This is a genomic window from Burkholderia pyrrocinia (genome assembly GCF_022809715.1).
In the GTDB taxonomy this organism is placed as follows: domain Bacteria; phylum Pseudomonadota; class Gammaproteobacteria; order Burkholderiales; family Burkholderiaceae; genus Burkholderia; species Burkholderia pyrrocinia_C.
Genome location: NZ_CP094459.1, coordinates 1,745,359 through 1,766,146, shown reverse-complemented (window position 1 = coordinate 1,766,146; position 20,788 = coordinate 1,745,359). Strand labels below are relative to the sequence as shown.

At 66.4% G+C, this 20,788-nt stretch carries 16 protein-coding genes; all 16 read right to left on the bottom strand.

All coding sequences use genetic code 11. The annotated features are described in order from the left end of the window. Positions 1–172 precede the first annotated feature (172 nt). The 16 genes from MRS60_RS08290 to MRS60_RS08215 all read right to left on the bottom strand — a co-directional run bounded on the left by MRS60_RS08290 (position 173) and on the right by MRS60_RS08215 (position 20,721). Complete coding sequence (locus MRS60_RS08290; RefSeq protein ID WP_034184126.1) at positions 173–1,477, bottom strand: MFS family transporter; 1,305 nt, start codon at positions 1,475–1,477, stop codon at positions 173–175. Positions 1,478–1,712: 235 nt separating this feature from the next. Beyond that, entirely contained in the window at positions 1,713–3,392 is a 1,680-nt protein-coding gene (locus MRS60_RS08285; protein ID WP_034184125.1) for a SpoVR family protein, read from the bottom strand. After that, positions 3,389–4,657 (bottom strand): YeaH/YhbH family protein, encoded by a 1,269-nt coding sequence (locus MRS60_RS08280; protein ID WP_034184124.1) that lies wholly within the window; start codon positions 4,655–4,657, stop codon positions 3,389–3,391. Before MRS60_RS08280 ends, MRS60_RS08285 begins: the two co-directional genes overlap by 4 nt. 125 nt (positions 4,658–4,782) lie before the next feature. Then, the gene (locus tag MRS60_RS08275) at positions 4,783–6,705 is read right to left on the bottom strand and encodes a PrkA family serine protein kinase (RefSeq protein ID WP_034184123.1); all 1,923 of its coding nucleotides are present in this window, start codon (positions 6,703–6,705) and stop codon (positions 4,783–4,785) included. A 552-nt stretch (positions 6,706–7,257) separates the two neighbouring features. Further along, entirely contained in the window at positions 7,258–9,045 is a 1,788-nt protein-coding gene (locus tag MRS60_RS08270; RefSeq protein WP_243565567.1) for a methyl-accepting chemotaxis protein, read from the bottom strand. A gap of 294 nt (positions 9,046–9,339) precedes the next feature. Further along, a complete protein-coding gene (rbsK, locus tag MRS60_RS08265; protein ID WP_243565566.1) occupies positions 9,340–10,269 on the bottom strand; it encodes a ribokinase in 930 nt (309 codons plus the stop codon). Further along, positions 10,266–11,297: a LacI family DNA-binding transcriptional regulator gene (locus tag MRS60_RS08260; RefSeq protein WP_034184120.1), complete on the bottom strand. Its 1,032-nt coding sequence runs from the start codon at positions 11,295–11,297 to the stop codon at positions 10,266–10,268. Before MRS60_RS08260 ends, rbsK begins: the two co-directional genes overlap by 4 nt. Before the next feature lie 35 nt (positions 11,298–11,332). Next, positions 11,333–12,352 (bottom strand): ABC transporter permease, encoded by a 1,020-nt coding sequence (locus MRS60_RS08255; protein WP_034184119.1) that lies wholly within the window; start codon positions 12,350–12,352, stop codon positions 11,333–11,335. Next, on the bottom strand, positions 12,349–13,962 hold the full coding sequence (locus tag MRS60_RS08250; protein WP_175749365.1) for a sugar ABC transporter ATP-binding protein: 1,614 nt from the start codon (positions 13,960–13,962) through the stop codon (positions 12,349–12,351). Before MRS60_RS08250 ends, MRS60_RS08255 begins: the two co-directional genes overlap by 4 nt. A gap of 145 nt (positions 13,963–14,107) precedes the next feature. After that, on the bottom strand, positions 14,108–15,058 hold the full coding sequence (locus MRS60_RS08245) for a sugar ABC transporter substrate-binding protein (protein ID WP_034184117.1): 951 nt from the start codon (positions 15,056–15,058) through the stop codon (positions 14,108–14,110). A gap of 417 nt (positions 15,059–15,475) precedes the next feature. Beyond that, positions 15,476–15,598: a DUF805 domain-containing protein gene (locus MRS60_RS08240; RefSeq protein ID WP_243565565.1), complete on the bottom strand. Its 123-nt coding sequence runs from the start codon at positions 15,596–15,598 to the stop codon at positions 15,476–15,478. Between the two features lie 48 nt (positions 15,599–15,646). Then, positions 15,647–16,573, bottom strand: coding sequence for a CysB family HTH-type transcriptional regulator (locus MRS60_RS08235; protein WP_034184116.1), 927 nt, complete (start codon positions 16,571–16,573; stop codon positions 15,647–15,649). A 75-nt stretch (positions 16,574–16,648) separates the two neighbouring features. After that, a complete protein-coding gene (locus MRS60_RS08230) occupies positions 16,649–17,707 on the bottom strand; it encodes a sulfate/molybdate ABC transporter ATP-binding protein (RefSeq protein ID WP_034184115.1) in 1,059 nt (352 codons plus the stop codon). A gap of 13 nt (positions 17,708–17,720) precedes the next feature. Further along, on the bottom strand, positions 17,721–18,671 hold the full coding sequence (gene cysW / locus MRS60_RS08225; RefSeq protein WP_034184114.1) for a sulfate ABC transporter permease subunit CysW: 951 nt from the start codon (positions 18,669–18,671) through the stop codon (positions 17,721–17,723). Continuing rightward, on the bottom strand, positions 18,668–19,561 hold the full coding sequence (gene cysT, locus MRS60_RS08220) for a sulfate ABC transporter permease subunit CysT (RefSeq protein WP_105393109.1): 894 nt from the start codon (positions 19,559–19,561) through the stop codon (positions 18,668–18,670). The genes cysW and cysT overlap by 4 nt, the downstream gene beginning before the upstream one ends. A gap of 122 nt (positions 19,562–19,683) precedes the next feature. Further along, a complete protein-coding gene (locus MRS60_RS08215; protein ID WP_034184112.1) occupies positions 19,684–20,721 on the bottom strand; it encodes a sulfate ABC transporter substrate-binding protein in 1,038 nt (345 codons plus the stop codon). Between the last annotated feature and the right edge of the window lie 67 nt (positions 20,722–20,788).

Here is a 20,788-nt window from a genome sequence, read left to right as displayed (position 1 = left end):
GGCTCCCCGTATACGGCCCGTCGCGCTCGCCGAGCGTCGAGCAGATGTTCGCATGGCTGGTCGAGCGTGTTCGATCACGCGCCGCCGCACGCGTAATCGCACGCCGCAAAAAAACGTCCCGCCAGCTGGCGGGACGTTCGTCACGATGCGACTGCGCGCGATGCGCAATCGATCACGGTTCGTTGCGCAGATACCCTTCCTTGCTCGGATCGCGCATCCGCCACGACACGATCAGCGAGATCGCGCACAGCACCGTCACGTACCAGTAAAAGGTTTCCTCGCTGCCGATCGACTTGAACCACAGCGCGACATACTCGGCCGAGCCGCCGAAGATCGCGTTCGCGACCGCGTACGACAGGCCGACGCCCATCGCACGCACTTCCGGCGGGAACATCTCGGCCTTGATGAGGCCGCTGATCGACGTGTAGAAGCTGACGATCGCCAGCGCGACCGTGATCAGCACGAACGCGGCCACCGGGCTCGTCACGTCCTTCAGCGCATGCATCAGCGGCACCGTGCCGATCACCGCGAACGAGCCGAACAGGATCATCGACGTGCGGCGGCCGATCTTGTCGGACAGCGCGCCGAACACCGGCTGAATCAGCATGTAGACGAGCAGCGCGACGGTCATCACGTTGCTGGCCGTCTTCGCGTGCATGCCGGCCGTGTTCACGAGGTACTTCTGCATGTACGTCGTGAACGTGTAGAAGATCAGCGAGCCGCCGGCCGTGAAGCCGACCACCGTCAGGAACGCGCCCTTGTGCCGCCACACGCCGCGGATCGTGCCGGCGTCCTTCTTGTCGCGCGACGCGCTGGTCGACGTCTCGTCGAGCGATTTCCGCAGGTACAGCGAGATCAGCGCGGCCGCCGCGCCGACGACGAACGGGATGCGCCAGCCCCACGCCTTCAGTTCGTCGGTCGACAGCGTCTGCTGCAGGATCACGAGCACGAGCAGCGCGCACAGCTGGCCGCCGATCAGCGTCACGTACTGGAACGACGCGAAGAAGCCGCGCCGGCCCTTCAGCGCGACCTCGCTCATGTAGGTCGCGCTCGTGCCGTATTCGCCGCCCACCGACAGGCCCTGGAACAGGCGCGCGACCAGCAGCAGCGCCGGCGCGAGCGCGCCGATCTGCGCATAGGTCGGCAGCACCGCGATCACGAGCGAACCGCCGCACATCATCAGCACCGAGATCATCATCGCCGCGCGGCGGCCGTGACGGTCGGCGATGCGGCCGAACAGCCAGCCGCCGATCGGGCGCATCAGGAAGCCGGCCGCGAACACGCCCGCCGTATTCAGCAGCTGCGTCGTGGTGTTGCCGCTCGGGAAGAACGCCGGCGCGAAATACAGCGCGCAGAACGAGTAGATGTAGAAGTCGAACCACTCGACGAGGTTGCCCGATGAGGCGCCGACGATGGCGAACACGCGCCGCCGGGTGTCATGCGCGGACAGCGCAGCTTGGTCGGTCTGGACGTCCATGGATTGGTCTGTTCCTTTTAATGCTTTCTGGGCGAGACGGCTTGGGGGCCGCCGCGTGCGGTCGCACGTGGCACCGGTTCCGGCGGCACGGCGCTACGGGATTTTAGCGAAATGTAAAGTAACAGGCTTTCCGGGTTCGTCCGGATGTAGAAAATTTTTCTCCCGCCGCGCGTTCGTCATATGAAAACGCCAGCCCGCGGGCTGGCGTCCGATGCAAACTATTCGAAAGCGGCGCTCAGACACGCACCTCCGGCGGCACGTAGCGGCACTCGTAGCGCTTGCGCACGGTGCCGGCCTCGTCGACGCTTTCCAGGTACACGTCGAACTGCCACAGCCGCGCCATGTGCTTGAGCACTTCGTCGCTGTCGTTCGACAGGTGGCGGTTGTCGGTCATGAAGTGACGCAGCGTGAGGCTGCGGTCGCCGCGCGTGTTCACGGCCCACACCTGGATGTTCGGCTCGCGGTGATGGATGTCGTACTGCCGCGACAACGCCTGCCGCACGTACTGGTAGCCGGAATCGTCGTGGATCGCCGACACCTCGAGCGAATCGCGCATGTCGTCGTCGAGCACCGAGAAGAGCCGCATCTCGCGGATCAGGTTCGGCGACAGGTACTGTGCGATGAAGCTTTCGTCCTTGAAGTTGCGCATCGCGTAGTGCATCGCCGGCAGCCACGGCGTGCCCGCGATCTCCGGAAACCACTTGTAGTCCTCTTCCGTCGGCGCTTCGCAGATCCGCCGGATGTCGCTCATCATCGAGAAACCGAGCGCATACGGGTTGATCCCGCTGTAGTACGGCTTCGTGACGGGCGGCTGGTAGACCACGTTGCTGTGCGAATGCAGGAACTCCATCATGAAGCTGTCTTCCAGCTTGCCCTGGTTGTACAGCGTGTTCAGCAGCGTGTAGTGCCAGAACGTCGCCCAGCCTTCGTTCATCACCTGCGTCTGCCGCTGCGGGTAGAAATACTGGCCGATCTTGCGCACGATGCGGATCACTTCCCGCTCCCACGGCTCGAGCAGCGGCGCGTTCTTCTCCGCGAAATACAGCAGGTTCTCCTGCGGCTCGGGCGGATAGCGGTCTTCCTGCTCCTCCATCAGCTCGGGTTTCTTGCCCGGCAGCGTGCGCCACAGTTCGTTCACCTGCGACTGCAGGTACGCCTCGCGCTCGCGCCGCAGCGCGGCTTCCTTCGACAGCGACGGCTTCTGCGGCCGCTTGTAGCGGTCGACGCCGTAGTTCATCAGCGCATGGCACGAATCGAGCAGCTCCTCGACGCGATCGAGCCCGTAGCGCTCCTCGCATTCCGCGACGTAGTTCTTCGCATACACGAGATAGTCGATGATCGCGTGCGCGTCGGTCCACAGCCGGAACAGGTAGTTGCCCTTGAAAAACGAGTTGTGCCCGTACGCCGCGTGCGCGATCACGAGCGCCTGCATCGTCATCGTGTTCTCTTCCATCAGATACGCGATGCACGGGTTCGAATTGATGACGATTTCGTACGCGAGGCCCATCTGGCCGCGGCGGTAGCTCTTCTCGGTCGACAGGAAGTGCTTGCCGAACGACCAGTGGCGGTAGTTGACTGGCATCCCGACCGACGCATACGCGTCCATCATCTGTTCGGCGCTGATCAGTTCGAGCTGGATCGGATAGATGTCGAGCTCGTATTGTTCGGCGACCTGCGAGATGTGCGTGTCGTATTCCTCGAGCAGTTCGAACGTCCAGTCGGACGGGCACGGCAGCGGCTTGCGTTCGGCAACGTTCATACGCGCTTCCTTTTGCCCGGAACCGGGCAAGTCGGCGGCCGGCGGCGAAGGTTCGGCCTGCGCGCGTTGCTGCGATGCGGCAGGGCCGGCCGTGTCGTCGCCGGAGGGGCGCGGCTCGTAGCCGCGCGACTCGTTGTGCAGATGGCGGGTCGTCATGACGTTTCCACCTGCTTTTCGAACAATTCGCGAAATACCGGGTAAATGTCGGCAGCCGATTCCACTTTTTTCATCGCGAGATGCGGTTGCGACAGTGCCAGTTGCGCGTATTCCAGCCACAAATTCTGCTCTTCCGGCGCGACCTGGATATACGCGAAGTAACGCGTCTTCGTGAGGATATCCTCTTCCAGGATTTTGCGACACTTCGGCGAATCGTCGGTCCAGTTGTCGCCGTCGGACGCCTGCGCGCCGTAGATGTTCCATTCGGTCGGCGAGTAGCGCTCGTTCTGCACCTTGCGCATCAGTTCGAGCGCGCTCGACACGACCGTGCCGCCGCTCTCGGTCGAATGGAAGAAGGTGTCCTCGTCGACCTCCTCGGCGCGCGTATGGTGACGGATGAACACGACCTCGATGCGCTCGTAGTTGCGCTTGAGGAACAGGTAAAGCAGGATGAAGAAGCGCTTCGCGAGATCCTTGCGCTGCTCGTCCATCGAGCCCGACACGTCCATCAGGCAGAACATCACGGCCTGGCTCGACGGCTGCGGCTGCTTCACGCGGTTGATGTAGCGCAGGTCGAACGGATCGATGAACGGAATCCGCCAGATGCGCCCCTTCAGGTGATGGATCTCGGCCTCGAGCGTCGCGATTTCCGCGCGGCGGTCTTCCGGATCGCTCTTCATCGCTTCGAGCTGGGCCTCGAGTTCGCGCAGCTCGTTGACGAGCGGCGAGCCGAGCGCGATGCGCCGGCCGAGCGCGCTGCGCAGCGAGCGCACGACGTCGATGTTGTTCGGCGTGCCTTCCGCCGACCAGCCCGCGCGCACGTTCTTCCAGCTCGGCACCGTCAGCAGGTGCGTCTTCACGAGGCGCGGCAGTTCGAGATCGTCGAAGAAGTACTGCATGAACTCGTCGCGCGACAGCTCGAACACGAAGTCGTCCTGCCCTTCGCCCTCGTTGCTGGCCTGACTGCCGCCGCCGCCCGAGCCGCCCTGCGGGCGCGGGATCTTGTCGCCGCGCACGTAGTCCTCGTTGCCGGGATGCACGTATTCACGCCGCCCGCCCGGCCCGTGCCGGAAATTCGGCTCCGCGATGTCCTTGCGCGGGATCGTGATGCTCTGCGTGCTCTGGATATCCTTGATGCTACGGTCGCGCACCGCGTCGGACACGGCACGACGAATGTAGTTCTTGACGCGACGCAGGAAGCGTTCGCGGTTGGCGATGCTCTTGTTCTTGCCGGCCAGCCTGCGGTCGATGATTTGATGAAGCACTGCCGGTCTCCCGCTCGAAAGTCGATATGCCGGAACGCTCGCCGCACATGCCGTCTCCCGTCATGCGGGCGGCGTCCCTGAAAGCGCCCGTGCGGACTCGTCGCACGGGCTCGGTACCGCGCGCGTCATGACGACTTGCGCACGCGCAGGTACCAGTCGCAAAGCAGCCTCACCTGCTTCGGCGTATAGCCCTTCGCGACCATCCGGTTTACAAAGTCCTCATGCTTGCGCTGCTCTTCCGCCGAACCCTTTGCGTTGAACGAAATCACCGGCAACAGTTCCTCGGTGTTCGAGAACATCTTCTTCTCGATCACGACGCGCAACTTCTCGTAGCTCGTCCACACGGGGTTCTTGCCGGCATTCGCCGCCCGCGCACGCAACACGAAGTTCACGATCTCGTTGCGGTAATCCTTCGGATTGCTGATGCCGGCCGGCTTCTCGATCTTCTCCAGCTCCGCGTTCAGCGCGGCGCGATCGAAGCTCTCGCCGGTATCGTGATCGCGGAATTCCTGATCCTGGATCCAGAAGTCGGCATACGTGACGTAGCGGTCGAAGATGTTCTGGCCGTACTCCGAATACGACTCGAGGTAGGCCGTCTGGATCTCCTTGCCGATGAAATCCGCGTAGCGCGACGCGAGCACGTCCTTCACGAAGGACAGGTACTTCTGCTCGGTTTCCGGCGGGAACTGCTCGCGTTCGATCTGCTGTTCGAGCACGTACATCAGGTGCACGGGGTTGGCCGCGACCTCGCTCGAATCGAAGTTGAACACGCGCGACAGGATCTTGAACGCGAAGCGTGTCGACACGCCCGTCATCCCTTCGTCCACGCCCGCGTAGTCGCGATATTCCTGGTACGACTTCGCCTTCGGATCGGTGTCCTTCAGGTTTTCGCCGTCGTACACCTGCATCTTCGAGAACAGGCTCGAATTCTCCGGCTCGTGCAGGCGCGACAGCACCGAGAACTGCGACATCATCTTCAGCGTGCCCGGCGCGCATACGGCCTCGGCGAGCGACGAGTTGCGGATCAGCTTCTCGTAGATCTTGGTCTCTTCCGACACGCGCAGGCAGTACGGCACCTTCACGACGAAGATCCGGTCGAGCAGTGCCTCGTTGTTGCGGTTGTTGCGGAACGCCTTCCACTCCGACTCGTTCGAGTGCGCGAGGATGATCCCGTCGAACGGAATCGCGCCGAAGCCCTCGGTGCCCTTGAAGTTGCCCTCCTGCGTGGCGGTCAGCAGCGGGTGCAGCACCTTGATCGGCGCCTTGAACATTTCGACGAATTCGAGCAGGCCCTGGTTCGCGAGGCACAGGCCGCCCGAGTAGCTGTATGCGTCGGCGTCGTCCTGCGCATACTGCTCGAGCTTGCGGATGTCGACCTTGCCGACCAGCGACGAGATGTCCTGGTTGTTCTCGTCACCCGGCTCCGTCTTCGCAATGCCGATCTGCCGCAGGATCGACGGATAGCGGCGCACGACGCGGAACTGGCGGATGTCGCCGTTGTATTCGTGCAGGCGCTTGACGGCCCACGGGCTCAGGATGCTCTTCAGGTAGCGGCGCGGAATGCCGTACTGTTCCTCGAGGATCGGGCCGTCTTCGTCGTAGTCGAACAGCCCGAGCGGCGATTCGTTGACGGGCGAGCCCTTCAGCGCATAGAACGGCACGCGCTCCATCAGTTGCTTCAGACGCTCGGCGATCGACGACTTGCCGCCGCCCACCGGACCGAGCAGGTAAAGGATCTGCTTCTTCTCTTCGAGCCCTTGCGCGGCGTGGCGGAAATACGCGACCACCTGCTCGATCACTTCCTCCATTCCGTAGAACTCACGGAATGCGGGATAGACCTTGATGACCTTGTTCGCGAAGATCCGCGACAGGCGCGGCTCGTTGCGGGTATCGATGTGTTCAGGTTCCCCGATTGCTGCCAGCATGCGTTCACCAGCCGTCGCGTACGCGGATGGATCGTTCTTGCAGAGCGCGAGATACTCCTCCAGCGAGAGCTCTTCCTCTCGCATTTTTTCGAAGCGGTTCGCGAAGCTGCTGTAAATATCCATGCTACCTCCCTCGCCTGAGTCTGAAGACGTGCCTGCCTTCGTACGACTGCGCAGAAGCAAGCGCGTTCGAATTCATCCTAAACCCTTTCTAATTTTTTTTCACGAACTCTTCGTATGAAGTTCGTCATTCTCGACAACACCGCTTGGACAACGTATTTCGTCGTTTTACAATCGACCTCCCGAGCCGCAGAAACTGCATCCGTCGCGTCTCGTCGAACAACGAATCGTCTTGTGCGTTGGACACTTCCGACGTCGTCACGCCCCCCTTCATCCCTATACGTTCGAGCCGTCGTTTACGACGACACGCCGCGCGCACCGTTACAATTTTTTTGCCGTGCCCCTTACGGAGATACCCGTACGACGGATGCGGGAACACGACGCGCACCGTTGCGCGTATTGCGCGCATCCGGCGGCGCGGGCCGCGCGATGCATGCGACGATGCGTGACCGTTCACGCGCGCTGTCATATTTTGTCCGCCGCCGAAACGACGACGCCCGCATGTCGCGGGCGTCGTTCGTCACCAAATGGGGATAGATGCGCGGCACGCGCGAATCAGAAGGTCTCCCAGTCGTCGGCGCCGGCGCCAGCAGCGACCGGCGCCGCTGCGGGCGCTGCGGATGCAGCCACGGGCTTGCGCGCCGGCGGCGTCGCAGCCATGCGCTTCGGCGGTGCATCGCGATCGTCGCGCGCAGCAGCCTGTTGTGCCGGCGCCGGTGCCGGTACGGCAACCGCCGCCGCGGGTGCACGCGACGCGTGACGCGCTGCGACCGGCGCGACGGCGCCCGTGCGTGCCGCTTCGTCGTCGAGCTGGAACACCGCCGCCGTTTCACGCAGGCGCGCGGCCTGTTCATCGAGCGACTGCGCGGCGGCCGCGGCTTCCTCGACGAGCGCCGCATTCTGCTGCGTGACCTCGTCCATCTGCGCAACGGCGCGCGCCACCTGGTCGATCCCGCCGCTCTGCTCCTCGGACGCCGCGGCGATTTCACCCATGATGTCCGTCACGCGCTGCACCGCACCGATCACGTCGCTCATCGTGCGCCCCGCTTCGTCGACCAGCGTGGAACCCGACCGGATGCGCTCCACCGACGCGTCGATCAGCGCCTTGATCTCCTTGGCCGCGGTCGACGAACGCTGGGCGAGGCTGCGCACCTCGCCCGCGACGACCGCGAAGCCGCGCCCTTCCTCGCCCGCACGTGCGGCTTCGACGGCCGCATTCAGCGCAAGAATGTTGGTCTGGAACGCGATTCCCTCGATGATCGCGATGATGTCCGCGATCTTGGCCGAGCTGTCGTTGATCTCGCCCATCGTGCCGACCACCTGGCCGACCACCGTATTGCCCTTGTTTGCAATCTCCGACGCATTCGCGGCCAGCGCGCTTGCCTGGCGTGCATTGTCCGCGTTCTGTTTCACGGTGCCGGTCAACTGTTCCATGCTCGATGCGGTTTCCTGCAGCGCAGCGGCCTGTTCCTCGGTGCGCGACGACAGGTCGATGTTGCCGGCCGCGATCTGGCGGGCCGCGGTCGCGATCGACTCGCTGCCGCCGCGCACGGTGCGCACCGTGTCGACGAGCCCGCGCTGCATCTTCGCGAGGCCTTCGAGAAGCTGCCCCATCTCGTCGCGCCGGTGCACGACGATCGGCCGGCGCAGGTCGCCTGCAGAAATCGCGTCGAAATGCGCGAGCGCGTCCGCGATCGGACGGCCGATCGCGCGGCTCAGCGTCAGCCACGACAGCAGCGCGGCGCCGATGCCGGCCGCGAGCGCGACGATCGACAGCACCCGCATCGTGTCGTATACCGATTGCGCATGATCGAAGCCCGCCTTCGCGGCGGTGAACTGGAAGTTGCGCAGCGCCTCGCCCGCCACCGAGAGCTCGGTGTAGTTCGCCTGGAGCTGCTTCGCGCCGTCGCCGATGCGATCGCGCTGGTCGGACCCGACGATGCTCGCGAACACGTCGCAACTGCGTTGCAGCGCCTGCCGCTTCGCGGCGACATCCTGCGCCAGGCGATCCTCCTCCGCGTCGCGCGGCAGCGCGAGGTATTTCTGCCACCACGCGTCGGACTGCGCGCGCATCGCGCGGCTGCGCTCGATGGCCGCCGCCGAGTCGGGCGTGCCGGACAGCAGCGCCGCGCGGTCGAGTGCGAGGCGCTCGCGTGCGGCGAACATTTCCGCGACCGCCACGTCGACCGCACTCGGCATCTGGTTCGTGAAAATCTCGCGCGTCGAGTCGTTCGCACGCGTCATCCCGTACAGCCCGAGCACGCCGGTTACGCCCAGCAGCACCGCCAGAAACGCCATCGTCAAACCGATGCGCGCACGAATCGTCAGGTTCCTGAAGACCATCTTCCTTCCTGTGTTGCGTCGTCATGAACGGGCCGGGCCCGTTGGCTCGAAGCATTGCTTCACTCCCTCGGTGCATTTACGACCGCATGGCGCACAACTTGATGGTTTTGACGGTATTTTTTCGAATTATTTGTCTGTTTATTGCGGGCGACCGAATAATCAGCGCGAGATCCGGGCGACGACAAACTGGATCGGAGAAGGCTTTGCGCGATGCCGGCCGGGGCAGCAGGCAGGAGGTACGGCCGGCCGTCTCGTGCGACGGGCCGGCCGTGATGCGGAATCCGTGATCCAGCCCTATTCGGCCAGTTCCGCGAGCGTCGGAATCGACGGCTGCGCGCCCGCTCGCGTGACCGACAGCGCCGCCGCGCGTTGCGCGAAGCGGACGGCCGTGTCGACGTCCGCGCCGGCTGCGATCCGCGCGGAAAAACCACCGATGAAGGTATCGCCGGCCGCCGTCGTGTCGACGGCCTGCACGGCCGGCGCCGGATAGTGCCGCGCGACGCCGTCGGCCGTCAGCGCGAGCACGCCGCGCGCACCGAGCGTGACCAGCACGTTGCGCGCGCCGCCGGCCTGCAGCGCACGCGCGGCGGCTTCGGCACCGGCCGGATCGCGTACCGGCAGCGCGGTCAGCGCGGCGGCCTCGACCTCGTTCGGGATCAGGAAATCGACCAGCGGCAGCCAGCCGTCCGGCAGCGGCGCGACGGCCGGGGCCGGATTGAGCACCACCGTGCGGCCGAGCCGCCGCCCGGCCGACAGCGCCGCGAACACCGCGTCGGGCGGCGTCTCGAGCTGGCAAATCAGTACGTCGGCCGACGCCAGCGCGGCTTCGTGCCGTGCGATCGTATCGGTCGTGACCTCGCCGTTGCCGCCCGCGACGATCACGATCGCGTTCTGGCTCGCATCGTCGACGACGATCAGCGCGACGCCGGTCGACGCCGACGCGCTCGTCGCGAGCCCCGTGCAGTCGATGCCCTCGGCTTCAAGGCCGGCGCGCAGTGCCGCGCCGTGCGCATCCGCGCCGACGCAGCCGATCATCGCGACCTGCGCGCCGAGCCGGGCGGCGGCAACGGCCTGGTTGCCGCCCTTGCCACCCGCCGCCTGCGCGAACGCGTGCCCGGCGAGCGTTTCGCCCGGCAGCGGCAGCCGCGGCGCACGCACGACGAGATCCATGTTCAGGCTGCCGACCACCGTCACGCGGCCGGCACCCGCGGCGTGCGTCGTCATGCGCGACCGCCCGATGCGGCCGGTTCGCGGTAGATCGCCGTCGATTCGCGCAGCACGAGGCGCGGCGACACGACGCGACGGCGGCTCGGCACGGCCGTCGAGCCGCCGCCGATCCGCTCGATCAGCGTCTGTGCGGCCATTTCGCCGAGCGCGCGCACCGACTGGCCGACCGTCGACAACGCCGGATACGTGTAGCGGGAAAATTCGATGTCGTCGAAACCGATGATCGAGCAGTCGTCGGGCACGCGCAGCCCGCGCTCGGCCGCCGCGCGCAGCGCGCCGACGCCCATCAGGTCGTTGCCCGCGAAGATCGCGCTCGGCCGCACCGATTCGAACAGCCGCGACGCCGCGTGATAACCGCCGAGGCACGAGAAATCGCTTTCCGCGATCGCGCCCGGCACGATGTCGACCCCGCGCTCGGCCATCGCGCGGATGAAGCCGTGCACGCGCATCGCGCTGACGGCCGTGTCGGTCGGCCCGGTGATGCAGCCGATCTTCGCGTGCCCGAGTTCGAGCAGGTGGCGCGTCGCCAGGTACGCGCCGCGTTCGTGGTCGATCTGCACGAGATCGGCCGCGAGCCCCTCGATGTTGCGGTCGACGACGACGAGCGGCGCATGCGTGTCCGCGAGCGTCTGCGCCAGCACCGCATCCTCGCCCGCCGATGCGACGATCAGCCCGTCGATGCGCTTTTCCTGCAGCACGCGCAGGTAGTTGCGCTGCTTCACGGGATCGTCGTCCGAGTTGCAGAAGAACACGCAATAGCCGTTGGCCGCGCACTGATCCTCGATGCCGCGCGCAAGCTCCGCGAAGTACGGATTCGTGCTGTTCGGCACGACGAGGCCGATGGTCGCCGTCGCCCGCGCCTTCAGCGAGCGCGCCACGGCCGATGGCACGTAGTTCAGCTCGCGGATTGCGCCCTCGACCTTCGCACGCACATCCGCGGACACCGGCCGCGAATTGTTCACCACGTGCGAGACGGTCGTAAACGACACGCCCGCCATGGCCGCCACATCCTTGATCGTCGCCATTTCCCGTTTCTCTCTGGTCTGTTCTGTCTGTCTTTCTATCGCGCGCGTGCACGCCGGCTGCGATAGGTATCGAGCACGACCGCCACCACGATCACCGCGCCAGTGATGATCCGTTTCGTCGGCTCGTTCGCGCCGATCTGCGCCAGCCCCGCGGCCAGCACGGAGATGATCAACACGCCGAAAAACGTGCTGATCACCGAGCCGCGCCCGCCCATCAGGCTCGTGCCGCCGATCACGACAGCCGCGATCACCTGCAGTTCGAGGCCCACGCCCGCGTTCGGATCGGCCGCCTCGAGCCGCGAAATCTGGAACAGCGATGCGAGCCCCGCGAGCGCGCCCATCAATGCGAATACGAGGATTTTATACGGCCTCGGGTTAACCCCGGCAAGTCGGACGGCTTCCTCGTTCGTGCCGATCCCGACGAGATAGCGTCCGAACACGGTGCGCGTGAGCACGAACTGGGCTGCGATCATCACCGCGACCGCGATCAGGAATGCCGGCGAGATGCCGAGCGCGATCGGGTTCGACAGGAAATCGAACGCGTCGCCGATATAGGCCGTGCGCGAATTCGTCAGCTGATAGGCGAGGCCGCGCGCGGCCTCCAGCACGCCGAGCGACACGATGAACGACGGGATCCGCCAGCCGACCGTGACCGCGCCCGTCAGCGCGCCCGTGACGGTTGCGACCGCGATCCCGATCAACGCGGCCGGCAGCGGCCCCCACTGCCATTTCAGCGCGGCGACGCTGACCATCGACGCGGCGAGCGCAAGCACCGAGCCGACCGACAGGTCGATCCCGGCGATGATCAGCACGAAGGTCATCCCGACCGACATCACGACGAGATCGGGAATCTGGTTCGCGATCGTGCTGAACGTGTCGTAGGTCAGGAAATGCGAACTCAGCGCCGAAAACAGCGCGATCATCGCGGCCAGCGCGCCGGCGAGCCCGAGATAGTTCGACAGGCCGAGCCGCGTGCCGGACAGCGTGCGCGCGCGGCGCCCCGTCACGTCCTGCTGCGCGCCTGCGTCGGTCGGGGATACGGGAGGCTGGGTCATTGCTGTCGTCCTGTCGTCGAAGTGCCGGGAGCGGCGCCCTGCGCCGGCCCCGCGTCCGGATGCTGCGCGCCGCCCGGCGGCGCTTCGCGGCCGAAGCCGGCGAACGCCGCGGCCAGCAGCGCATCCTGGGTCCAGTTGCCGCGCTCGAACACGGCGGTCATGCGCCCGGCCGACATCACGCCGATCCGGTCGCAGATCAGCATCAGCTCGCGCAGGTCGCTCGACACGACGACGAGCGCGCGGCCTTCGCGCGCGAGCGCGCCCATCAAAGTGTAGATCTCGAATTTGGCACCGACGTCGATCCCGCGCGTCGGCTCGTCGAACAGCAGCACGCCCATGTCGCGCGCGAGCCAGCGGCCGATCACGACCTTCTGCTGGTTGCCGCCCGAGAGCTCGCCGACCGCCTGCGCCGCACCGTGCGTGCGGATCCGCAGCGCGTCGATCTGCCGCTCGGCGAGCGCCGTTTCGCGCGCGGTGTCGACGATGCCGCCGCGCGCGAGCCGGTCGAGCTGGCCGAGCGACACGTTCGCGGTGACCGACTGCGACAGCAGCAGCCCTTCACCCTTGCGATCCTCGGTAATCAGTGCGATGCCATGCTTCACCGCGTCGACCGGCGAACCGATCCGCGCCGGTTTCAGCGGCTGGCCGACCGCGATCATCCCGGCATCGGGCGTATCGGCGCCGTAGATCAGCCGCAACAATTCGGTGCGCCCCGCGCCGATCAGCCCCGAAATGCCGAAGATCTCGCCCGCGCGCACCTCGAGCGACACGTCCCGCACGGCCGACCCGCGCGTGAGGCCCGACACGACAAGCCGCGGTGCGCCGATATGGCGTTCGCCGAGATCGATGTGCTCGCCGACCTCGCGCCCGACCATCAGCGTGACGAGCCGGTCGGACGTCGTCGCCGCCATGTCGCCCGCATGCACGAGCCGGCCGTCGCGCAGCACCGCGACACGCTCGGCGACGCGCGCGAGTTCCTCGAGCCGATGCGAGATGTAGACGATCGCGACGCCGCGCGCCTTCAGCCGGTCGATCTGCTCGAACAGCAGCGCGACTTCACGTGCGGTCAGCATCGCGGTGGGCTCGTCGAGGATCAGCACGCGGCAGTCGCCGATCAGGTTGCGCGCGATTTCGACCATCTGTTGATGGCCGATGCCGAGCGCGCCGACGGGCGTATCGGGATCGACCATGTCGAGCCCGACCTGCGCCATCGCGGCGCGCGCGTCGTCGCGCAGCCGCGCGCGGTCGATGATCCCGAAGCGCCGCGGCAGGCGGTTCAGGAACAGGTTTTCGGCAACCGTCAGCGTAGGCAGCAGGTTCAGCTCCTGCATCACCATGCGCACGCCGAGCGCCTCGGCCTGCGTGCGGCTCGCCGGCGCATACGCCTGGCCGCCGAGCTGCATCGTGCCGGTGGTCGGTTCGACGAGCCCGCCGATGATCTTCGACAGCGTGCTCTTGCCGGCGCCGTTCTCGCCCGTCAACGCGAGCGCCTGGCCCGCCGCGAGCGTCAGCGTGACGTCGGCGAGCACGGGTTCGGCATAGGTCTTGCCGATGCCGGAGACGGACAGCACCGGAGCGGCTGAACGGGAGGGTTGGAAGGTCGGTTCCATCGCGATCCTGGTTGCGGCCGCGCGCACGCGGCGCGCGGGTGTGACGCTCACTAGTGCATGGGCATGCAGTGGCCGTGATCGCGCTCACACCGGATAACGGCCGCCGCGCCCGATTCTTGAGGGCGGCGGCCGCACCGGCGCGGCGTCACTTCGTCACGAGATCCACCGGCGTCTCGACCACGCCGGACATGTCGGCCTGCTTGCGATGCTCGGCGATCGCCTTGAGTGCCGTGTCGATGCCGAACACGGCCTGCTTCGCCGCGTACTGATCGGCGGTCGCGAGCACGCGGCCGTCCTTCAGCATCGGCTTGATCGCGTTGATGTTGTCGTAGCCGACTACGGCCACCTTGCCCTGCTTGCCGGCCGCGCGCACGGCCGACACGGCGCCGATCGCCATGTTGTCGTTGCCGCACAGCAGCGCCTTCAGGTTCGGGTATTCGTTGAGCATCGCGGCGGCCACCGCATTGCCCTTGTCGATCTCCCATTCGCCGGACTGCACCGACACGACCTTCATCCCGCCCGCCTTCATCGCGTCCTCGAAGCCGGCCGTGCGCTGCTGCGCATTGGTCGTCGTCGACACGCCTTCGACGATGCCGACCTGGTCGCCCGCCTTCAGCTTCTTCGCGAGGTAGTCGCCGATCTTGCGCGCGCCCTTGCGGTTGTCGGGGCCGACGAACGGCACGTTCAGGTTCTTCGACTTCAGTACGTCGGGATCGAGCCGGTTGTCGATGTTCACGACGATGACACCCGCGTCGACGGCCTTCTTCACGACCGGCACGAGCGCCTTCGAATCGGCCGGCGCGAGCACGATCGCGTCGACCTTCGACACGATCATCTGCTCGACGATGCGGATCTGGTTCGCGGTGTCGGTCTCGTCCTTGATGCCATTGGTGATCAGGTCGAACTGATTCGCGTTGTGTTTCTGGTATTCCTTCGCGCCGGTTTCCATGGTCAGGAAGAACTCGTTGGCGAGCGACTTCATCACGAGCGCGACCTTCGGCTTGGCCGCAGATTGCGCGTGGACGGCCGGGGCGGCGGCGACCGCGACGGCGGCGAGCGCGGCGGTCAGGAAGCGACGGCGAAAGCGGACATTCATACACATCTCCTGGCGACTGGCCCGAAGGGCCGGACTGTTGTTTTAATGTAAGCAAACGTTTGCGCCACACTACCCGGACAATGGCCATCGATGCTGCTGTCGGTACCACGGAATGGAAGCGAGGCAGACGGCCGACTGCCTGGCGCGTGCTGTTGTTTACGCGCCGCCGCCGGCTGGAAGCCGGCGGAGTGAAGGCTATGCTGTACCGATTCGCTTCGGCGCGCAACCTGTCTGATCAATATTTAAGGGTTTTTTCGGAGTGCGCGATCGTGCGTCGCGACGCGCAAAAACCACACTTGCGCAGGCCGCCGCGCGTCACGCAGGGTCCTGCGGCACCGGCTCGTCTTCATCGGCCGATCGCGGCTCGCCGAAGCGGTTCGCATGCGGCGTGCCGGCGATGAAGCCGTTCATCGCGAACTACGCGATCGCGCCGACGATCGGCACGAAGAGCAGCATCCACCACCACGACTTGTCGATGTCGTGCAGCCGCTTCACGGTGACGGCACGTTCGCCGCTGCGCATCGCCTCCGGCGAGCGCATGCCGCGCCGCCCGGGGCAACCGCCCGGACGGCGCGCGAAGCGCTGCCGTCAGACGGCTTCGCGCAACATCCCCGCGATTTCCGCTTCGTTCAGGTGCGGCGCGAACATCTCGATCAGCCGGTACGCATACGCGCGCAGGAACGCGCCCTTGCGCAGCCCGACCCGCGTCGTGCTCGCCTCGAACAGGTGCTGCGTATCGAGCGCGACGAGGCCCGTGTCGCGCTGCGGATCGTAAGCCATCGCCGCGACGACGCCGATCCCCATCCCGAGCTCGACATAGGTCTTGATCACGTCCGCGTCGATCGCGGTCAGCACGACGTCGGGCACGGCGCCTGCCTGCGCGAACGCCTGGTCGATGTGCGAGCGGCCCGTGAAATCCTGGTCGTACGTGATGATCGGGTACTCGGCGATTTCGTCGAGCGTCAGGTTCTCGCGGCCGACGAGCGGATGGCCCTTCGGCACGACGACCGTGTGGTGCCACGAATAGCACGGGAACGTGACGATGTCCGGATAGCGGTCGAGCGCCTCGGTCGAGATGCCGAGATCGGCCTCGCCGTTCAGGATCATCTGCGCGATCTGCTGCGGGCTGCCCTGACGCAGCGCGAGATGCACCTTCGGGAACACGTCGGTGAACTGCCGGATCACCTTCGGCAGCGCGTAGCGCGCCTGCGTGTGCGTGGTCGCGACGACGAGGTGGCCGCTGTCCTGGTCCGCGAACTGGCGTGCGACGCGGCGCAGGTTCTCGGCGTCGAGCAGCATCCGCTCGATCAACTGGTGCACGGCCTTGCCCGGCTCCGTGAGGCCCGTCAGCCGCTTGCCGCGCCGAATGAAGATGTCGACGCCCAGCTCATCCTCGAGATCCTTGATCTGTTTCGACACGCCCGACTGCGACGTGTACAGCACGTTCGCGACTTCCGTCAGGTTCATGTTCTGGCGCACCGCTTCGCGCACGAACCGCAATTGCTGAAAATTCATGGGTATGCCTCTTAGGCTGTCGTTGTTTGATTGTCGAATCGGAGCGAATTCCGCCCCCTGCCCTGCATTCTCGCCTCAACGCGCGGGAAACACGCGCACCGCGCGCGGCACGGCCGTCGCACCGTCGCCGACCTGCAGCGAGAGCGCACGCCATGCATCGCGATCGAGTTCCGCCTCGAGTGCGCCGCCCGCGCGCGCCTCGAGCTCGACGCGCACCGAGCCGCCCAGCGGGATCACGCGGCGCACGTCCACGGCGATGCCGTCCCGGTGCCCTTCTCCTGCCGGCCAAAGCTGCAGGTCGTGCGGCCGCACGTATGCGTTCGCGGGGCCCGCGAAATCGGCGTCCACCTCGATCGGTGCAGCGGCGCCCTCGGCGACGAAGCCGCGCCCGGCGACCGTGCCCGGCAGCCGGTTCGCCGCGCCGAGGAACTCGTACACGAACGCGCTCCGCGGATGGTCGTAGACGTCTTGCGGGCTGCCGACCTGCTCGACGTGGCCGCGGTTCAGCACGACGATTCGATCGGCCACCTCCAGCGCCTCCTCCTGGTCGTGCGTGACGAAGATCGTCGAGATGTGCAGGTCGTCGTGCAGACGGCGCAGCCAGCCGCGCAGCTCCTTGCGGACCTTCGCGTCGAGCGCGCCGAACGGTTCGTCGAGCAGCAGCACCTTCGGCTCGACCGCGAGCGCACGGGCCAGCGCGATGCGCTGGCGCTGGCCGCCCGACAGCTCGGACGGATAGCGCTGCGCGAGCCAGTCGAGCTGCACGAGCTTCAGCAGCTCGTGCACCTTGTCGCGAATCGCGGCTTCCGACGGCCGCTCGCGGCGCGGCTTCACGCGCAGCCCGAACGCGACGTTCTCGAACACCGTCATGTGGCGGAACAGCGCGTAATGCTGGAACACGAAACCGACCTGACGGTCGCGCGCGCCCACCGACGCGACGTCGAGCCCCTGCAGCACGACCTGGCCGGCGTCCGCGTGCTCGAGGCCCGCGATCACGCGCAGCAGCGTGGTCTTGCCGCAGCCGGACGGCCCGAGCAGCGCGACCAGCTCGCCGGGCGGGAAGTCGAGCGATACGTTGTCGAGCGCCGTGAAATCGCCGAAGCGCTTCTGAAGGTTACTGACGGTGATACCCATTCTGGTTGCCTCTTTACGATTTCGACGAAACGGCGGCGACAGGGCCGGCATGTGCGGGAACGGCGTCGCGCGCGCCGGCCAGTTCGGCGGCGAGATGACGCTCGGCGAGCAGCTTCAGCGCGAGCGTGACGAGCGCGAGCAGCGCCAGCACCGACGCCACCGCGAACGCCGCCGCGAAGTTGTATTCGTTGTACAGAATCTCGACGTGCAGCGGCATCGTGTCGGTCACGCCGCGGATGTGGCCCGACACGACCGACACCGCGCCGAATTCGCCCATCGCGCGCGCGTTGCACAGGATCACGCCGTACAGCAGGCCCCACCGCACGTTCGGCAGCGTCACGCGGCGAAAGATCTGCCAGCCCGACGCGCCGAGCACGCGCGCGGCTTCTTCCTCGTCGGTGCCCTGCGCCTGCATCAGCGGAATCAGCTCGCGCGCGACGAACGGGAACGTGACGAAGATCGTCGCGAGCACGATGCCCGGCACCGCAAAGATGATCTGCACGTCGTGATCCTGCAGCCACGGCCCGAGCCAGCCCTGCGCGCCGAACAGCAGCACGTACACGAGGCCCGAGATCACCGGCGACACGGAGAACGGCAGGTCGATCAGCGTCGTCAGCAGCGCCTTGCCGCGGAATTCGAACTTCGCGATCGCCCACGATGCGCACACGCCGAACACGAGGTTCAGCGGCACCGCGATCGCGGCGACGATCAGCGTCAGCTTGATCGCCGCCCATGCGTCGGGATCGGCCAGCGATTCGAGGTAGAAGCCGACGCCCTTTCGCAGCGCCTCGACGAACACCGCGGCGAGCGGCACGACGAGGAAGAACGCGAGGAACACCAGCGCGATGCCCGTGAGCAGCCAGCGCACGACGCGCGACTCGCTGACGGGGTCGAGCCGTTTCGCGGCGCGCCCTTGCGCGGCCGACGGCGAGGTTTTCAGCACGACGGTGGCCTCCTGGCTCATTGCTGGCCTCCTGCTGCGGTTGCGGTGACAATCGCGGGCGCGGGGCCGCTTGCGCCCTTGCTCGTGCGGCGCTGCAGATACCATTGCAGCGTGTTGATCAGCAGCAGCATCAGGAACGACACGACCAGCATCACGACCGCGAGCGCGGTCGCGCCCGCGTAGTCGTATTGCTCGAGCTTCGTGATGATGAGCAGCGACGTGATCTCGGATTTCATCGGCACGTTGCCGGCGATGAAGATCACCGACCCGTATTCGCCGAGCGCGCGCGCGAACGACAGCGCGAAACCGGTCAGGAGCGCCGGCAGCACGGCCGGCAGCACGACGCGGCGGAACGTCAGCCAGCGCGACGCGCCGAGGCACGCGGCGGCCTCTTCCTGCTCGCGCTCGAAATCCTCGAGCACCGGCTGCACGGTGCGCACGACGAACGGCAGCCCGATGAAGGTCAGCGCGACCAGCACGCCGGCCGGCGTGAACGCGATCTTGATGCCGAGCGGCGCGAGATACTGGCCGACCCAGCCGTTGGTCGCGTAAACGGCCGCAAGCGAGATGCCGGCGACCGACGTCGGCAGCGCGAACGGCAGGTCGACGATCGCATCGACGAGGCGCTTGAACGGGAACGTGTAGCGCACGAGCACCCACGCGACGAGGAAGCCGAACACGGCGTTGATCAGCGCGCCGCCGAGCGCGGCCGAGAACGTCAGCCGGTACGACGCGAGCACGCGCGGCGACGTGACGGCGGTGACGAACTGGTCCCACGACAGCGTCGCGGTCTTCAGGAACGTGGCGGCGAGCGGAATCAGCACCACGAGGCTCAAATAGGCCACCGTGATGCCTAGCGTCACGCCGAAACCGGGCAGCGCGCTCGGCTTGCGAAAGGTGTACGTCGTCATCGGATGCTCTTGCTGGGTCGATGCTGCTCATGGGCCCGACGCAAACGCCGGCGCGATGAATTGCGCCGGCGGCCCGTCGGGGATGCGGCGCGCTGTCGTGGCGCGCCGCTGTCGTTATGGCGTTACTGCGGCTTGTAGATCGAGTCGAACACGCCGCCATCCGCGAAATGCGTCTTCTGCGCATTCGTCCAGCCGCCGAACGTGTCGTCGACCGTGTACAGCTTCAGCTTCGGGAACTGCTTCGTCAGTTCCGCCGGCACGCTCTTCGAACGCGGCCGGTAATAGTTGCGCGCCGCGATCTCCTGGCCCTGCGGGCTGTACAGGAAGTTCAGGTACGCGTCGGCCAGCTTGCGCGTGCCCTTCTTGTCGACCACCTTGTCGACCACCGCGACGGGCGGCTCGGCCAGGATGCTCACCGACGGCACGACGATCTCGAACTTGTCGGTACCGAATTCCTTGACCGACAGGAATGCCTCGTTTTCCCATGCGATCAGCACGTCGCCGATTCCGCGCTGCACGAAGCTCGTGGTCGCGCCGCGCGCGCCCGAATCGAGCACGCCCGCGTTCTTGTAGAGCTTCGTGACGAACTCCTTCGCCGTCTGCTCGTTGCCGCCCGGCTTGTGCACCGCATACGCCCACGCGGCCAGGTAGTTCCAGCGCGCGCCGCCCGACGTCTTCGGGTTCGGCGTGACGATCGAGATGCCCGGCTTGGTCAGGTCGTCCCAGTCCTTGATCCCCTTCGGATTGCCCTTGCGCACGAGGAACACGATCGTCGACGTGTACGGCGACGCGTTGTCGGGCAGGCGTTTCTGCCAGTCCTTGTTGACGAGCCCCTTGTTCGCGAGCGCGTCGATGTCGTACGCGAGCGCCAGCGTGACGACGTCGGCCTGCAGGCCGTCGAGCACCGAGCGCGCCTGCGCGCCCGAGCCGCCGTGCGACTGCTTGAAGTTGACCGTCTCGCCCGTCTTCGCCTTCCACTCCTTGCCGAACGCCTGGTTGAAGTCCTGATACAGCTCGCGCGTCGGGTCGTACGACACGTTCAGGAAGGTCGTATCGGCCTGGGCGTGCGTCGCGACGCCCAGCGCCGCCGCCGCGCCCAGCGCGAGTGTTGCGATCAGGCGGCCCGCTCCGCCCACCAGCCCCGTATTGCGCTTCGCCATCCTTGGTTCTCCAGTGTTGTCGGTATTGCGATGTCGGGCCAGTCTAGCGAACGGCTTACATGATTAA

What these genes read in the sequence shown, in the direction of transcription:
- MRS60_RS08290 (WP_034184126.1), bottom strand. Translation starts at nt 1,477, where the DNA reads ATGGACGTCCAGACCGACCAAGCTGCGCTGTCCGCGCATGACACCCGG.
- MRS60_RS08285 (WP_034184125.1), bottom strand. Translation starts at nt 3,392, where the DNA reads ATGACGACCCGCCATCTGCACAACGAGTCGCGCGGCTACGAGCCGCGC.
- MRS60_RS08275 (WP_034184123.1), bottom strand. Translation starts at nt 6,705, where the DNA reads ATGGATATTTACAGCAGCTTCGCGAACCGCTTCGAAAAAATGCGAGAG.
- MRS60_RS08270 (WP_243565567.1), bottom strand. Translation starts at nt 9,045, where the DNA reads ATGGTCTTCAGGAACCTGACGATTCGTGCGCGCATCGGTTTGACGATG.
- rbsK (WP_243565566.1), bottom strand. Translation starts at nt 10,269, where the DNA reads ATGACGACGCACGCCGCGGGTGCCGGCCGCGTGACGGTGGTCGGCAGC.
- MRS60_RS08260 (WP_034184120.1), bottom strand. Translation starts at nt 11,297, where the DNA reads ATGGCGACGATCAAGGATGTGGCGGCCATGGCGGGCGTGTCGTTTACG.
- MRS60_RS08255 (WP_034184119.1), bottom strand. Translation starts at nt 12,352, where the DNA reads ATGACCCAGCCTCCCGTATCCCCGACCGACGCAGGCGCGCAGCAGGAC.
- MRS60_RS08250 (WP_175749365.1), bottom strand. Translation starts at nt 13,962, where the DNA reads ATGGAACCGACCTTCCAACCCTCCCGTTCAGCCGCTCCGGTGCTGTCC.
- MRS60_RS08245 (WP_034184117.1), bottom strand. Translation starts at nt 15,058, where the DNA reads ATGAATGTCCGCTTTCGCCGTCGCTTCCTGACCGCCGCGCTCGCCGCC.
- MRS60_RS08240 (WP_243565565.1), bottom strand. Translation starts at nt 15,598, where the DNA reads ATGCGCTCGCCGGAGGCGATGCGCAGCGGCGAACGTGCCGTCACCGTG.
- MRS60_RS08235 (WP_034184116.1), bottom strand. Translation starts at nt 16,573, where the DNA reads ATGAATTTTCAGCAATTGCGGTTCGTGCGCGAAGCGGTGCGCCAGAAC.
- MRS60_RS08230 (WP_034184115.1), bottom strand. Translation starts at nt 17,707, where the DNA reads ATGGGTATCACCGTCAGTAACCTTCAGAAGCGCTTCGGCGATTTCACG.
- cysW (WP_034184114.1), bottom strand. Translation starts at nt 18,671, where the DNA reads ATGAGCCAGGAGGCCACCGTCGTGCTGAAAACCTCGCCGTCGGCCGCG.
- cysT (WP_105393109.1), bottom strand. Translation starts at nt 19,561, where the DNA reads ATGACGACGTACACCTTTCGCAAGCCGAGCGCGCTGCCCGGTTTCGGC.
- MRS60_RS08215 (WP_034184112.1), bottom strand. Translation starts at nt 20,721, where the DNA reads ATGGCGAAGCGCAATACGGGGCTGGTGGGCGGAGCGGGCCGCCTGATC.